Origin of the sequence: Limnohabitans sp. MMS-10A-178 (genome assembly GCF_003063375.1) — a bacterium.
Taxonomy (GTDB): domain Bacteria; phylum Pseudomonadota; class Gammaproteobacteria; order Burkholderiales; family Burkholderiaceae_C; genus Limnohabitans_A.
The window spans coordinates 1,340,580-1,355,229 of the sequence record NZ_NERY01000001.1 but is presented as its reverse complement, the minus strand read 5'-3'; the positions used below and the strand labels follow the sequence as shown (position 1 = coordinate 1,355,229).

18 protein-coding genes are annotated in these 14,650 nt (G+C 44.8%); 11 read left to right on the top strand and 7 right to left on the bottom strand.

Annotated features, from left to right (window positions below):
- Positions 1 to 79: 79 nt before the first annotated feature.
- The gene (locus tag B9Z32_RS06660) at positions 80 to 934 is read left to right on the top strand and encodes a dienelactone hydrolase family protein (protein WP_108420480.1); all 855 of its coding nucleotides are present in this window, start codon (positions 80 to 82) and stop codon (positions 932 to 934) included.
- Between the two features lie 101 nt (positions 935 to 1,035).
- Entirely contained in the window at positions 1,036 to 2,571 is a 1,536-nt protein-coding gene (locus B9Z32_RS06655; protein WP_108420479.1) for a serine hydrolase, read from the top strand.
- Here B9Z32_RS06655 and B9Z32_RS06650 read toward each other — a convergent pair.
- The 5 genes from B9Z32_RS06650 to B9Z32_RS06630 all read right to left on the bottom strand — a co-directional run bounded on the left by B9Z32_RS06650 (position 2,560) and on the right by B9Z32_RS06630 (position 6,600).
- The gene (locus tag B9Z32_RS06650) at positions 2,560 to 3,228 is read right to left on the bottom strand and encodes a GNAT family N-acetyltransferase (protein ID WP_158268182.1); all 669 of its coding nucleotides are present in this window, start codon (positions 3,226 to 3,228) and stop codon (positions 2,560 to 2,562) included. The genes B9Z32_RS06655 and B9Z32_RS06650 overlap by 12 nt on opposite strands.
- A 39-nt stretch (positions 3,229 to 3,267) precedes the next feature.
- Positions 3,268 to 3,783, bottom strand: a complete 516-nt coding sequence (locus tag B9Z32_RS06645; RefSeq protein WP_108420477.1) for a GNAT family N-acetyltransferase — start codon at positions 3,781 to 3,783, stop codon at positions 3,268 to 3,270.
- Between the two features lie 73 nt (positions 3,784 to 3,856).
- Positions 3,857 to 4,279 (bottom strand): hypothetical protein, encoded by a 423-nt coding sequence (locus B9Z32_RS06640; protein WP_108420476.1) that lies wholly within the window; start codon positions 4,277 to 4,279, stop codon positions 3,857 to 3,859.
- Between the two features lie 152 nt (positions 4,280 to 4,431).
- Complete coding sequence (locus B9Z32_RS06635; RefSeq protein ID WP_108420475.1) at positions 4,432 to 4,902, bottom strand: helix-turn-helix domain-containing protein; 471 nt, start codon at positions 4,900 to 4,902, stop codon at positions 4,432 to 4,434.
- Positions 4,903 to 5,229: 327 nt separating this feature from the next.
- A complete protein-coding gene (locus B9Z32_RS06630) occupies positions 5,230 to 6,600 on the bottom strand; it encodes an esterase-like activity of phytase family protein (protein WP_108420474.1) in 1,371 nt (456 codons plus the stop codon).
- 478 nt (positions 6,601 to 7,078) lie between these two features.
- On the opposite strand from B9Z32_RS06630, the gene B9Z32_RS06625 reads away from it, so the two are divergent.
- The 5 genes from B9Z32_RS06625 (at position 7,079) to ppk2 (ending at position 11,429) form a co-directional block, all read left to right on the top strand.
- Positions 7,079 to 7,390, top strand: coding sequence for an NIPSNAP family protein (locus B9Z32_RS06625; protein ID WP_108420473.1), 312 nt, complete (start codon positions 7,079 to 7,081; stop codon positions 7,388 to 7,390).
- Between the two features lie 15 nt (positions 7,391 to 7,405).
- Complete coding sequence (locus B9Z32_RS06620) at positions 7,406 to 7,735, top strand: GYD domain-containing protein (protein ID WP_108420472.1); 330 nt, start codon at positions 7,406 to 7,408, stop codon at positions 7,733 to 7,735.
- 286 nt (positions 7,736 to 8,021) lie between these two features.
- The gene (locus B9Z32_RS06615) at positions 8,022 to 9,830 is read left to right on the top strand and encodes a peptide ABC transporter substrate-binding protein (RefSeq protein ID WP_199219954.1); all 1,809 of its coding nucleotides are present in this window, start codon (positions 8,022 to 8,024) and stop codon (positions 9,828 to 9,830) included.
- A 210-nt stretch (positions 9,831 to 10,040) separates the two neighbouring features.
- Entirely contained in the window at positions 10,041 to 10,253 is a 213-nt protein-coding gene (locus B9Z32_RS06605; RefSeq protein ID WP_108420471.1) for a hypothetical protein, read from the top strand.
- A gap of 264 nt (positions 10,254 to 10,517) precedes the next feature.
- The gene (gene ppk2, locus B9Z32_RS06600) at positions 10,518 to 11,429 is read left to right on the top strand and encodes a polyphosphate kinase 2 (RefSeq protein WP_108420470.1); all 912 of its coding nucleotides are present in this window, start codon (positions 10,518 to 10,520) and stop codon (positions 11,427 to 11,429) included.
- Positions 11,430 to 11,533: 104 nt separating this feature from the next.
- Here ppk2 and B9Z32_RS06595 read toward each other — a convergent pair whose 3' ends face one another.
- The gene (locus B9Z32_RS06595; protein WP_108420469.1) at positions 11,534 to 12,013 is read right to left on the bottom strand and encodes a hypothetical protein; all 480 of its coding nucleotides are present in this window, start codon (positions 12,011 to 12,013) and stop codon (positions 11,534 to 11,536) included.
- A gap of 257 nt (positions 12,014 to 12,270) precedes the next feature.
- On the opposite strand from B9Z32_RS06595, the gene B9Z32_RS06590 reads away from it, so the two are divergent.
- From B9Z32_RS06590 to B9Z32_RS06575, 4 genes are all read left to right on the top strand, one after another.
- Positions 12,271 to 12,729: a DUF3106 domain-containing protein gene (locus B9Z32_RS06590; protein WP_108420468.1), complete on the top strand. Its 459-nt coding sequence runs from the start codon at positions 12,271 to 12,273 to the stop codon at positions 12,727 to 12,729.
- A gap of 64 nt (positions 12,730 to 12,793) precedes the next feature.
- Positions 12,794 to 13,348 (top strand): RNA polymerase sigma factor, encoded by a 555-nt coding sequence (locus B9Z32_RS06585; RefSeq protein WP_108420467.1) that lies wholly within the window; start codon positions 12,794 to 12,796, stop codon positions 13,346 to 13,348.
- Complete coding sequence (locus B9Z32_RS06580; RefSeq protein WP_108420466.1) at positions 13,341 to 13,634, top strand: hypothetical protein; 294 nt, start codon at positions 13,341 to 13,343, stop codon at positions 13,632 to 13,634. Before B9Z32_RS06585 ends, B9Z32_RS06580 begins: the two co-directional genes overlap by 8 nt.
- 200 nt (positions 13,635 to 13,834) lie before the next feature.
- Positions 13,835 to 14,131 carry a YciI family protein gene (locus tag B9Z32_RS06575; RefSeq protein WP_108420465.1) on the top strand — a complete coding sequence of 99 codons (297 nt, stop codon included), beginning with the start codon at positions 13,835 to 13,837 and terminating at the stop codon, positions 14,129 to 14,131.
- A 102-nt stretch (positions 14,132 to 14,233) separates the two neighbouring features.
- Here the strand turns inward: B9Z32_RS06575 and B9Z32_RS06570 are convergent, their stop codons facing one another.
- Positions 14,234 to 14,638: a DUF2306 domain-containing protein gene (locus B9Z32_RS06570; RefSeq protein ID WP_108420464.1), complete on the bottom strand. Its 405-nt coding sequence runs from the start codon at positions 14,636 to 14,638 to the stop codon at positions 14,234 to 14,236.
- Positions 14,639 to 14,650: the final 12 nt, after the last annotated feature.

Sequence of the window (14,650 nt, the reverse complement as noted above, 5' to 3'; positions counted from 1 at the left end):
AGCTTGTTCCGCGAATAATTACATCAATATCTCAATTAATTTATTATTATTGATAATCGATTCCCACTTCAGCCTAGCTATGACTTACTTTATAAAAAAATGGCTTGTTTGTATTTTTTACTTTCCGTGGATCTGCTTTGGGCAAGAAGTTGAACAGCATGTCATTTCGAGCACTGACGGCACACAAATAAAGTCATTGCTATTGCATCCAATTGCGTTGCCAAGCACACAACCCCGCCCAGTGATTCTTGCACTTCATGGTTGCGGTGGTCTTTATGCAACGACTGGGATCAATAAAGGGAAATTAAATTCCAGACATGCTGGCATGGCGCAACTCATGACTGCCAATGGTTACTCAATTTTATTTCCTGACAGTTTCTCTTCTCGCGGAGAGTCAAGTTTATGCTCACAAAAATTTAGTGCTAGAAAAATTAAACAATCCCATCGGTCAGATGACGTAGATGGAGCTCTACTTTGGCTAGAAACACAACCATGGGCAGACACATCAAAAATCGCATTACTGGGATGGTCACATGGTGGAAGTACCGCGTTAAGAAGTATTGATGCCAATCGGCAAAAAGTAACATCCCGAAAAATTCAGCCCAGCACAGCTATAACCTTCTATCCGGGCTGCTCCGATGCACTAAAGGAAAATTTTCGTCCTCAAATCCCTTTGGTGATGATGTTGGCAGAACTAGATGATTGGACACCGCCTGGACCTTGCATTCAGTTGGCAAAAAATGTTGGCGCAAGTTACTTTGTTTATCCAGATAGTTATCACGACTTTGACAACCCAGTTGGAACCGTCAGACTTCGCACCGATGTACCCAACGGAGTGAACCCTGGTAAAGGGGTTCATGTTGGACGCAATCCCATTGCAGGTCCACAAGCTTGGAATCAATTACTGCTTACTTTGCGCAAGCAATGGGAATAGTCACAAGATTAAAGATATGTGTGTAGTGTTAAAAGACATCTGATCTCCACTTGATCACAACGGACATAGACTATCTTTTTACCTACAAGCTACAGGAAAAAATGAATATAAAGCTTGGTGAACTTTTCATATTGATGGTCTGCCTTTTGGAGCTAACTTGGAGCCATGCGCAAACACCGCCACAGGCCATGCCCCCGACCGACGATCAGGTCCTCACGATCTTGCAGCAACGCATTGACAAGAACGCTGCACGAGGCATTGCTGTCGTGTTGCTCGATCCAGATGGCTCTGTGCGTTTCTTATCTAAAGGCCAATCCGGAAATCCAGCGCGCCCACAGATAGATGCAGATACCCTGTTTGAAATCGGATCGATCACCAAGGTGTTTACGTCCACATTGCTGGCGCAAATAGCAGCTCAAGGGGCTATTGGCCTAGACACACGTCTCGACGAAGTTATGGGTGCCAAACACACATGGGCCAACCCCGGGGTGGGTGCTGTCACGCTTAGGCAATTGGCGACGCATACATCGGGCTTGCCACGGCTTCCGCAAGATGCGAATTTTCTGTGGGGCATGGTGCGCTCCCTGCGCAATCCATATGCCAATTACAGCGAAGCCGACATGTGGACCTATGTGCGCCAGCTTCCACTAGAGGTGCAATTGGACCGGCCAGTCGCGTACTCCAATCTTGGCGTTGGTTTGCTAGGGCAAGTCCTTGCAAGCCCAGAAAAAATGTCTTACATCGATTTGGTTAATGCTCGCATTCTTGCACCTTTGGGTATGACCGCTACGGGTATCAGTCTTTCAACAGACCGCGCACCATTTATGGCTCAAGGACACAACGTATCGCTGTTACCTGTTCCGCTTTGGGACCTTCCCTCGATGCCAGGGGCGGGCGCGCTGCGATCCAGCACGCGGGATATGGCGCGTTTCCTGCAAGCCCACATGCAAGGTACCCTGGCAGGCGTAAGTGCAACCCACCCAGCGCAGGTGCGTATTGACGATACGCAGTCAGTAGCCCTTGGATGGTTCATCGAACAGCGACATGGCGAAGAAATACACTGGCACAACGGCGGAACTGGTGGCTTTAGAACCTTTGCAGGATTCAACCTCAAATCTGGAAAAGGTGTTGTGGTGTTGTCTAACGTTTCGCAGGGGGTGGACGATATTGGCCTACATCTTCTGAATCAGAAATTCCCCATTAAAGACGATCCGCGCATTGTAAATTTGACCGCCATCGTTATATCCATCGTCTTTTGTGTGTCTCTCCTATTGCATCCTTTGGTAATGCCGGGCGCTAGCCTGGGCCAACTGCCTGCTACAGGAATGCGCGGCAGATTATTGCGCTGGCATCAGTCGGCCATCTTGCGCAGTAAGTCGGAATTGTTTTGGAACTTGCTGGAAATGCTGGTTGTCTCCATTTTTGCTTATCACTTTGTAGCCTGGGAGTGGATCGGCACTCAGGGTCGTCTCACCTTTTTTGCAATCATTGGCCTACTGGTGCTCACCATGGTCTGGCAAAGTCGAAAGCTGCCTTGGCGAGCCACTGAGCGTGCAGGTAATCGCTGGTTGAGGATCATTGGCCGCAGTTTCTCGTTATTGATGCTGGCAATTGCTGTATGGAACCTAGCACCTTGAAGTTAGCAGCACATATTCGTCATCGTCTACCAGAACCCCATTTAAAGTGTCGTTGTTTGGAATCGTTCTGACAAATTCAAAGCCTAGTTTTTTTAATACGGCTACAGATGCCGTATTTCCAACCGTGACAGTTGCGATGAACTTTTTAACTTGGTGCTTTTGTAAATGTTGGATTACCGCTGATGTTGCTTCAGTTCCATAACCTTTACCCCATTCACTTACAAAAAAGTAATAACCAAAGTTAACTGCCACCCCATCTTCATCAATGGAGACATCAATAGACCCTAATGGTGAGTTATCAAACTTGCTAGATACAAACCAAGCCAGCCAAATTTCTTTGTGATCTGGCGAGGTTCTTGACTCAATTCTGCGCCAATCCTCAGCGAGTGAGTTAACACTCTTTGGCTTTATCAATGAAATCCAAAGATACAGATCATCATCTTGTAGTTTAGGAAAAGCTGCCACCGCATCGCTTGCCTTGAGTGGCTTTATATGAAGCCTTTCAGTCTCCAAGTGCTGATCTAAAGTTTTGATTTTTTCTTCAATGTTGACGATCACATAGGTCTCCAAATTCTGTAAAAACCAAATCTGACGCAACGATTTCTTAGCAGCGGGTAAAAATGGGTTGCACCCTTCAGGACCCCAAACTTTGTTCAAAAGTTCTGAAAATCTGTAAGTGATCGTGTTGGCGTAAGCTCAAGGAACGTTAAGTCTGTACATCAGCATTTCTGCGAAATACCTACCTTCAATCTTTAAAGCGTTGGGCTCAACTCCATACTCAATGAATCTGAATTTTTTATATAAATTGATGGCTTCAATATTTGTTGAATTCACAGCCAAAGTCAGTTGCTCTAATTTCATTTGCGCTTCGGAAAAATTGATGGCTGTTTTAAGAAGTTCGGAAGCAACCCCTAGTTTTCTAGCTGATGGATCTACGAACATACTTCGTATAAATCCTTTATGTTCAGTTTTGACGCCATCTTCTCGTCCAAGTCCAACCATTCCAATGAGCCTATCGTTTTCAAATGCGCCCCAAAATACTCTTTCACTTTTGGGCTCAATGAAGGCTTCAAATTGCTCAAGGGATTTTTTGACTTCTTCTTCAAAACTAGATCCAAATGAAGTTGAATTATTTTGAAGTGCGAATAGTCTTAAACGCTGAAACTCTTTTGCGTCAGTTCTTTCAAGTTTTCGGATCTTGAATTTATTCATTTAATTTACTAAGTGTCTTGCTATGTGAATTCAGTTTAAGTTGCACTTTTTGCTAAAGCTCATAAACACGGCTTCAACGCTGAACTGAATCAATTTTCTTCAGTCGTTTCTCACTATAGGCAGTGACAAGATTGACTTTCCATTCACCATCAATTTTTTGAATGTTGTAAGTCGTATTGAACACATTCGGCGGACTTGAGTCAGTATGCGAAATTGTCCATCGCATATCAACAACTGCAAAGTTTTCGTTTTGTAATATGAACTGATTGATTTGAAAATCTGTTTGTTGGAATTTATGCTGTTTGTAAATCTCGCACAAAGCCATCATATTGTTTTCAATTTTTTCGTGTGTATCCCAAATGGTGTAGCTCGCATCATCTACGATGACTGATGGAACACGATAAAGCGAAGCAACAGCAACGCCATCCAATTGATTGAAGGATTCTTTGTATTTAGCAAAGAAGTTCAGTATGTCTGTAGGTAGCGCATCATTCATAGTAAAAAATTATATGAGCAGCCTCAAAAAGCACTGTAGAACCGCCGAAACCAAACCTGACTTAACGATTCTTACGCACAGGTTGTCCTCTTTAAGGACATCCTTCTAGACCCCAACCTTAGTTCAGAAGTTCTGTGAAGCTGGTATCAATCTTAAAGTTTCCGTCCCAAACGCTTTTCCACCTGCTCTTTCTCCCACTTGGATCCATACAAGCTAAATCGCTCGGAAATCTGAAGCCAATGAAAGAATACACCAACACCCCAACTCATAATGACCCATTGAACCCACCAGCGATTAGGGGTTGTTAACGCATTGACGATCGTGAGCACCGCGATTACCAACACATAGTTCGCCAAGTGAATGTAGAAATCTTTTAGTTTTCTAACTTGCTTGAAAGCCAAAATCTCTTCTGCGCTTTGAGTTTCACTGATGACGTTGTCCATACCTTGCTCCTTGAGTGTTGAGAAATCCAAATTGAACACGGCAGCCAAAGACTTCAAAGATTCCACGCTAGGCTCTTGACCCTTTTCAATACGCTGAATGGTGCGGACATTCAATCCACTCAACTCAGCCAACTGCTGTTGAGACCATCCACGTTGTAGTCTTAGTTTTTGAACTAGCATTTATCACTCCTTTTGCCGTGCTTTGAACTCTAATGGCAAGGTTAATGATTGTGTGCGACAAAGTAGCGACTTGGGCACGGCATAGGCACGGCACGATGCTGACAATGCTTAGACTTTGAGGTTCAAACCCATCGCTATGGTTTGACAAGGTCACAAACTTTATTCAAAAGTTCTAACAATTTCACCAAATCGTTTGCTCAAAATCTAGGACACCCTGTGAGTGATGAATTTTCTAAATAATTCCTTTTAAAAGAACAAAGGCGCATATTGCGCCTTTGTTCATCTTCAATCGGCTAAGGTACAGAAAGTGATCTGTAGCTTGTCTAGTTAAGGTTTGATGTAATTCGTAATCTTGGCGGTAAAAGCAGACAGTATGCCTGGCATCAACGCGTACTCACTTGTTAGAGTTATTGGCGTTGAATCAGATGTCTTAAAGCAGTTGACCTTAGTGCCAATCGGGCACTGGATGGAGGAGGCGTAAGGGTCAGCATCTGTAAAACGGAAGAATACATCGTATTGAGTGCCACTGCTGGTCTGAGTCACGCTGTAGTCGTTATCAGTTCCAACCAACACCACATAGCTGCCATTTGCCAGTTGCGGGCCAATAGCAAGGCCTTCCCATTTTTCTGGAGACTTGTTGCCTATGGCTGTCAAAGTGTTGGTAGCCAAGTCCATTACCTTGTCACCTTTAACTACCGCACCTGCAAACACATCCGTAGTAGGCAACATGGTGTTGGTAACGTCTACTGCGCCAGCCAGGTCGATTTGATAAACCTCTTTGTCGGCGGTGGCCAAGGCAGCCCCTGCTCCAATACCCCGGTTGTTTCGCTCAAGCACTAAAAACTTGTCATTGCCTAAGGCCATCAAGGCCGAAATGCCCTGCCCCTCACCTGAGCGTTTCATACGGTATGCATACTGCGCTACAGCGGTACCGGTGCTTGCGTCAAATTTAACAATGCGATTGTGAACCCCATTTCCGCCGCCTTCGTTCAACATCGCGCTTTGTAACATCGCGTAAACAAACAGACCATCAGGGCTTATGGCCAAGCCTTCAAAGCCCCTGTTGGTACGTTTGCCAGCGGTATTACCTGTGTCGGCAGCGAAGTTTGCAACGCCTGTCGCTGCAGTGCGAGGGATCAAGCCTGCGGGAGTTGTGAAGGCGCGAACGAACTGACCGGCACGGGTAAATTCATAAAGAGAAGGGCCGTATTCGTCGGACACCAGCAAGTTGCCATTTTTGGGGTTGATGACAATGCCCTCAGGATCGAAGGCATTGCCCAATGCAGTGGTTGGGCTGGGTGCAATGCCATTGAAAGGCTGAGTTCCGCGCATAAACTTAACGGTCTCAACGACACGGAAGTTGCTGATTGAACCGGTAGCACTGATATCAACTTCAAAGCGTTGCACACGTGTTTCATAATTTAACAAGCCACCACCAGGCCCTCTATCCGACAAACCCCACCACTCTTTGCGAGTTGCATCGTAGTAGATGTCGGAGAAATATCCCAAGCGGCGATCAGCCGCTGTGCCAGTTGACAAATCTACTGCATCGCCAGCGAGGGCCAATCCATTTTGAAAAGTGGCCTCAGAGAAATTTGTGACTTGCGGACTGCTTCCTCCGCAACCGGTTAAGGCAACAGCTAAAGAAGCTGCGCCCGCCAAAGGGATCCAGCGAACAAGGGTTTTGAAATTAAGCATAGTAAATAGTCTCCTGTTGTAGTCAAAGTATGTTGACGGTCTAAGGTGTACTATTTGTGACAAACGCGGCGTCCGAAATTTTCGGATGGCATTAGAGTCAAATTTGTATGTAAAACATCAAAGGCGCCATCCACACATCAACTGTCGTGTTAAACGACACCTGATCTCCACGACAAGCCACGAGCACGGTAGCCCCGCCGAAGCCGAACCTGACAGAACGATTCATACGCACCGCCCCAATACGACGGAAGCCAAAGCAAAACCAAGTTCACAAACTTTGTTCAAAAATTCTAACAACCCACGGGTTGATTGTGTTGATTATTTCTAATCTATTACAAAACAAGCACATCAAGACTTAACGCTTGGGTAAACCCCAACGAATCTTTCTACTTATGCTATTTCATTTGTAAATCTCTGGCGTTAGATTTAATCCTGTACTTCATATCGAGGTGCAGTTTATTAACTTTAGGATTTCAAAATGGCTCAAATGATTTCACAAGTAGTTTTCAAGCCGAACCCAGGCGCAGATATGACCAAGTTAATGGCGTTGGTGGCAGAAAGTGCAGCCCTCTGGCGAAAGCATGGCGCTGAGGTTTCCATCTGGGCTGTTTCGGCTGGAGAAGTTGGCAATATGGTTTTTTCAGCTCGCTACGAAAGCTTTGAAGCCTATGGAAAATGCACTGATGCTTTGTATGCAGACCCTGCATTTCAAGAATGGCAAGTAAGGGGAACTGCCAGTGGTTTGAGCAGTTGGGTCAGAAGCAATTTGGCACGCCAGCTGCCCATTTAACAAAGGAGAAGCATCATGGCTTTGTATCTAGTTCGTTCAGGCTACACATCTACTGCTTTTCAAGGAATGCTTGCTTCACCAAGTGATAGAGGTGAGGCTGCTAAAGCTCTCTTCAAATCTTTAGGGCTGAAAACTCATGACATATTTTTCTCTATCTCAAGCGGTAGTATCGTGTGCTTGGTAGAAGGAACTGCTGAGCAAGTTACGGAAGCGCAAATGATCACCATGGCTAGCGGTGCATTCACGGAAATCAATGTAGAAGAATTGATTTCAACTAAAGCAATGAAAACAGCTATGACAAATGCTGCAGCCAAAGCTGCCAAATACAAGGCACCCAACAAATAACTTTCTTGTATTCTTTGAACTAAATTTAAATAAGGCAAGCTGTCGTGTAACACGACACTTGCCGGCCACATCAATCCACGAGCCCGGTAGTCCCGTAGAAACTGACCCTGACCCTAAAAATCTAACCATTTAAAAGTATAAAAAATCCGGCATGATTTTTCACCTATTGAAAAAGGGTCAACGCTTAGCAATGAGGCAATACAAAAGTACCTTAGGAAGAGGCATACGGTTAAAACAAAGTTTCAACGTTTTTTAAAACCTATGTAGTTTTTATTTAGGAATTCAAATGACTCATGAGAACTCTATAAATGAAAGTGAAATTCGCGATCTGATCGATAAAGTTCGCGACAATAGCATCAGCCGCAAACAGTTCATTCGCACCATGATTGGCGCTGGATTAACTGTACCTATGGCAGCTCAAATGCTGCTCACTTCAGGTTTGGCCCAAGCACAAACTGCTTCTACATATAAGCCCACCAAACGTGGCGGTGGTGGTACCCTTAAATTACTCTGGTGGCAGGGTGCTACTTTGCTTCAGCCCCACTTCGCCAGTGGTAACAAAGACCAAGAAGGCTCACGTATTTTCTATGAACCTTTGGGTGCGTGGGATGCAGATGGCAACCTAATTCCCATCTTGACGGCAGAAGTGCCCACTTTGGCCAATGGTGGCGTGTCAAGGGATGGAAAATCAATTACTTGGAAGCTCAAAAGGAATGTTCAATGGCACGACGGTGTTGCATTCACGGCCGATGACGTTGTTTTCACAGCTGCTTATGCGGCCGATCCTACAACTTCTGCTATCACCAGTGGCTCTTACAAAAATGTGAAGGTCACCAAAGTAGACAGCCATACCGTCAGGGTTGAGTACCAAAAGCCTTCGCCATTTTGGGCAGATCCTTTGGTCAGCGCTGCTGGCATGATCATTCCGAAGCACATTTTTGAAGCTTACAAAGGCGCTACTTCTCGCGATGCACCTGCCAACCTCAAGCCCGTTGGTACTGGGCCCTACAAGTTTGCCGATTTCAAACCGGGTGACATGCTGCGCGGTGTCATCAACAACAATTACCACGAAGCCAATCGCCCTTACTTTGACAGCATCGAAATGAAGGGCGGCGGTGATGCCGTGTCTGCTGCCCGCGCTGTGTTGCAAACGGGGGAATACGATTACGCTTGGAATTTGCAAGTCGAAGACGAACTTCTCATTCGATTAGAGCAAGGCCGCAAAGGCAAAATAAATATTGTGTCTGGCGGCAACATTGAGTTCATTCAACTGAACATGGCAGACCCTTGGACTGAAACAGATGGCGAGCGTTCAAATCCCAAATCCAAGCACCCCATTTTGTCGGAATTTGCGGTTCGCCAAGCCATCAGTTTGTGTGTCGATCGCGACGGGGTGCAAAAGTTCATCTACGGCCGAACAGGTATTGCAACGGCCAACTTCCTGAACAACCCACAGCGCTTTGTCTCTAAAAACACAAAATACGAGTTCAACCCAGAAAAGGCAGCTCAGGTCTTAGAGGCAGCTGGTTGGAAAAAAGGTGCCGATGGCATCCGTGAAAAAGGTGGCAAAAAACTGAAATTGGTTTTCCAAACTTCGATCAATGGGCCGCGTCAAAAAACGCAACAAATTATCAAGCAAGCTGCGCAAAAGGCTGGCATTGACATGGAATTGAAATCGGTGCCTGGATCGGTCTACTTCTCGTCTGACCCAGCCAATACAGACACCTACACCAAGCTGTATGCAGACATGCAAATGTTCACCACCACCATGCTTCAGCCTGATCCAGAGGGAATAATGGATCAGTATCTGAGCACTGAGTTTGCCAGCAAAGCCAACAAATGGCTGGGTCGAAATTCCACGCGCTACAGCAACCCCGAATACGACAAGGCTTATTTGGCAGCCCGATCTGAAATGGACCCCGTGAAACGTGCAGCTTTGTTTGTCAGGATGAACGACATGCCCATCAACGACATTGCAATCATTCCCGTGGTTTTCCGCCCCAGTATTTCAGCCGCAGTCAACAACTTGGTTGCGCCTTTGTCGGGCTGGGACAATGACTTGTGGCTTTTGAAAGACTGGTACAAGACCACTTAAGCATTTCTATGTTCCGTTATATTCTTCGGCGATTGATGATCGCCATGCCCAGTCTTTTGGGCATCAGCTTGGTGTTGTTCTCTGTTTTGGCATTGACGCCGATGTCCATTTGACCAGGTGTGCAGAAAACCATTGGTCAATTTGGTGTCGGCGGTAACATCGTTTGTCCTTTAAAAGGACAACACCACCAACTGTCGTGATAAAAGACACTTGCAGACCACATCAACTGGTAATCGTCCCCTAGAACCAAAGGCGGAAGAAGCGGACTTTTCACTTAAGGATCTCTACTTATTAGACGCAAATGAATTTCAATTGGCTATGGAAGTCTTGCAGGAATGGCGTCTTGACAGGTACTACATGGGCAAAGCAAAGGTCTTCGATGCTGCTTTGCAAGCACTGGTACTGGTCAAGTCAGAAAATTAAGTCAGCTACCTGATTAGAAAGCCAATCCGCTCACTCGAGTTTGTCCTTTAAAAGGACATCCCCACACCGCCACCAACTGTCGTGTAACACGACACTGGATCTCCACATCAAGCCACGAGCACGGTAGGCACGCCTAAATTAAACCTGCCTTAGCAACTCCTACGCATCAGTAGAATCTCAAGCAATCTGAGGAGGGAATGCCTTGAAAAAAGTCATAAATTTGCAATTTACAGCGTTGATGATGCTAGCAAAGGAATATAAGCCATGAACGAATCACAACAGCTAGATGCCGAACAACTTCGCAAAATTCGTGAAGATATTTTGGACTCCATTGACGAAGAGCTTGAAATGTCTATGGAAGATGGCGTGGATGAAAATGACCCCTTAGCCTCTGCTGAAGAAAAAGCCGCACGCGCAAATTATTTCCGTGAACTGCTGCGTCTTCAAGGCGAGTTGGTCAAGTTGCAGGATTGGGTGTTGGCCCATAAGCAGAAGGTAGTCATTTTGTTTGAAGGCCGTGATGCTGCGGGCAAAGGTGGCGTGATCAAGCGCATCACCCAACGCCTTAACCCACGTGTTTGCCGTGTTGCAGCCCTCCCCGCACCTAATGATCGCGAGCGCACGCAGTGGTACTTCCAACGCTATGTCTCGCACCTGCCTGCCGCCGGTGAAATTGTCTTGTTTGACCGCAGTTGGTACAACCGTGCTGGTGTCGAAAAAGTCATGGGATTTTGCTCTGAAGACGAATACGAAGAGTTCTTTAGATCCGTGCCCGAGTTTGAAAAAATGCTTGGCAGAAGCGGCATCAAACTCATTAAGTATTGGTTTTCTATTACCGATGATGAACAACATGCACGATTCATGGGCCGCATTCACGACCCCCTGAAGCAGTGGAAGCTTAGCCCCATGGACTTAGAGAGTCGCCGGAGATGGGAAGATTACACGCGCGCCAAAGAAACCATGATTGAGCGTACGCACATTCCAGAAGCGCCATGGTGGGTGGTTCAAGCTGTCGATAAAAAGCGTGCTCGCTTAAACTGTATCGACCATCTGTTAAACCAGTTTCCTTACCATGAAGTCGAACATGCAGGCATCGAGTTGCCCGCACGTGTTCGCAATCCTGATTACATTCGTCACCCTGTTCCGGCTGACATGTTGGTTCCCGAGAAGTACTAAACCCACTTTTATTGTTGAGGTTCGAGGTCAAGATCGACATGTCGATCTTGACGGCTCCGATTGACCCAAACTCGATTCAACAAAATTACCACGCAGATCAACACTCACTTAATGGTCTTGTTGCTAACTGCCCAGGTGGAGCTTTCAATTAACCATTTGCCGCTTGTTGCCTTTTTGAAAACTACAGCTTGATAACCAGTATCAGTATGTGCCTTCACATTTCCTACTTTATAGGAAACAGAAACTGGAAATACAGCGTAAGCAACATTCTTATCTTGTTCAATAAATGTAGGATCCTTGAGATCTAATTTGTAGTCCGATACCTTGAATTTTGTTAACAAGTCTTGAAAGTCTTTAAAGTATCTAGCTGCTGCATCCTTACCGTTCCAAACGAAAGGGGGAAATTCGTCAACGATATTGATATCTGGCGCAGAGGTGGCTAAGAAAGTCTTTAAATTGCTTTCAATAACTGAATTTTGATTGGCTAGGATGACTTCCTTAAGTTCACTTTTGATGTCTGCAGCAAATGAATGTAAGGAAACTACTGCTAGAAAGGCAAAAAGGACCAGACGAATTTTGATCATGAAATTTCTCCATTAAGTTGTAATCAATCAGTAGAAGCTTTAACTTAGATCTTTTATGTAGTGTTAAACCCTTGGTGACTACCCCTCAACGACACCTTATGTCCACAACAAGCCGACAGCACGGTAGACCCGCCGAATTAAAACCTGACTCAACGCTTCTTACGCAGGTGCTAGATTTTCAAAAAAATTATGCAGGATTATCGTAAGAATGAGGTATTGAAACACGTCTAATGAGCATGTTTTAAAAAGAGGTCTGTATGAAATATTCCAAATTAAGCGTTGTCATTTTAGGTCTTGTCATGTCAAGTGTCACTTGTACAGTCTTAGCCGCTTTACCAGAACCATTAGATCCACGCGAAGCATCCAGCATGAATTTCGAACAACGCCTAGCCCATGGGCAATTGATTCGAGAGGAGATGAAAAAAGCAACTCCAGATGAACGAAAAGCTTATAGAGAAAAGATGCATCAAAAAATGCAAGCACTTTCGCCGCAAGAGCGTAAAGAGTTGCATAAAAAAATGCATTCTGAATGGAAAAGTCTAAGTGTTGAACAAAAAGATCAACTCAAACAAGAGCGCAAATCAATGATGGAGATTCTCACACCCCAGGAGCGCAAAGAGCTAAGAGAAGAACGCCGTAAAGCCTATGAAAGCATGAGCCCAGAAGAGCGCAAGAAATGGCGTGAGGAAATGCACCGCCCTACAAAAATTAGCTAACGTTTTATTTCTTGAAACTCCCTCAATATGGCTACAAATTAAGTCTCGTCCTTTATGAGCAAACATGTTGGTGCATAAAGCAGAAGCGGCTGCTTTTTCTGCAGCCCTAAACGGCGACACTAAGTCAGCTCGAAAATTGATCGCTAGCTTAAGTCCTAAAGCCCACGCATTAGCTTGGAGGATCTTGGGAGAACCAAGTGAAGCTGAGGATATTGTTCAAGCAGCTTTCATCAAACTTTTTGAAGCGAAGCAATACGACGGCAAAGCTGCACTTTCAACTTATATGCACACGATTGTGACTCGGCTCTGTTTAGACAAGCTACGGTCTAGTGCCAACCATAAGTTGGACTATGGATTTGAGTATGATGAGCTATTTTCAGTCGATAAATTAACTCCCATTGAGTCACTTGAAAGAAAGCAGTCTGACTCAAACGTACAACATGCCATGCAGTTTTTAAATGCTAGGCAACGGGCTGCACTTGCACTTTGGGCTTACCACGACGCTGGCATTCCTGAAATTGCAAAAGTAATAGGATTAGATATAAATGCTGCGCATCAGTTACTGCACAGGGCAAAGATCAACTTACGGAAAAAAATGGAGCATCTGGGCTATGAATGACGACGACAAGAAATTAAAAGACCAGATCGTTTTTGATACTCATCCAAAACTTCCTAAAGAATTTTCAAGAAAAACTTTAGATAATATTTTTATCAAAAAAGATTTGATTAGTGCTAACAACGACGGAACTTTACGTCTATTTTCTTTTGCCAGCAGGTACAAATTCATATTGTTAGGTTGCCTACTTTTAGGAGTCTTTGCTCTTCAACAAGGTCATCAGAAATTTATATACGAAGAGCTTCTAAACATAGACACCTTGTCAATGTCAAGCTTCTCGGTTCTTTAAAGCAATCATAAATCACCACCAACTGTCGTTTAAAACGACACCTGTTCTCCACATCAATTCACGAGCACGGCGCCAACGCTGATAGCAACTTAGAGCAACGATTTTTACGCACAGGTTGTCTCTTTGAAGCTCATCCTTCTAGACCCCAAACTGGATGTCAAAATCACATTTGATTGATAAAACCTTTGAGGTAGATTTTTATGCTGTTTGTTGTTCTATTCACCGATAAGCAAGGCTGCGGACATATTCGTTCGCAATATTCACAAAAACACATTGAATGGCTTGAGACCCATAAAGAAGTGATACCAGTTGGTGGCTCACTGAGCGTAGAGCTTGGTCAAGTTCCAAAAGGTGGATTATGGATTGCTGAAGCCGATTCAAAACAGCAACTTGATGATCTATTGAAAACTGACCCTTTTTACACATCTGGTCTAAGGCAGAGCTATGAAATACTTCATTGGTCAAAAGCCAATGATGATCGCAAAGTGTTGATTTGATTTAAGTGGAATAAGCAACTCATTCACAACACAAGCACCCTCTCATCCTTCTAGACTCCAAACTTGATTCAAAAGTAATGAGAATCTGCGGTAGTGAGATTTCTAATTGATAAGCCCAAAATACGACCAAACAATGCCACCTAAATAGCGGCTTGGTAGCAATGTAAATGCACCAGCTCCAATACAAGCACCCAGATACAAACCAATCATTGCTTTACGGTGCTTTTCAATTTCTTTCATTGCCAAGGCTCTGAAAGCATAGACAAGCCAAAACACGGTGTACGGAATTAACAAATGAATTGGCGTATAGCCCCATACGTTGGGTAGTCCATAGTCTCTGATGAATATGGCAGATACGATCATCATAGAGACCCAGCCATAACCAATCGCTCTGTGGATCCAAGGTCTTTTTGTTTGCCCTAAACGAGCCCACATCGCAACGGGACCAATGACCAAAGCAATTAATGAAGCGGTCATATGAATGGCAATGGTTGGTGTAAGTTGCATCGTGCTTCAACT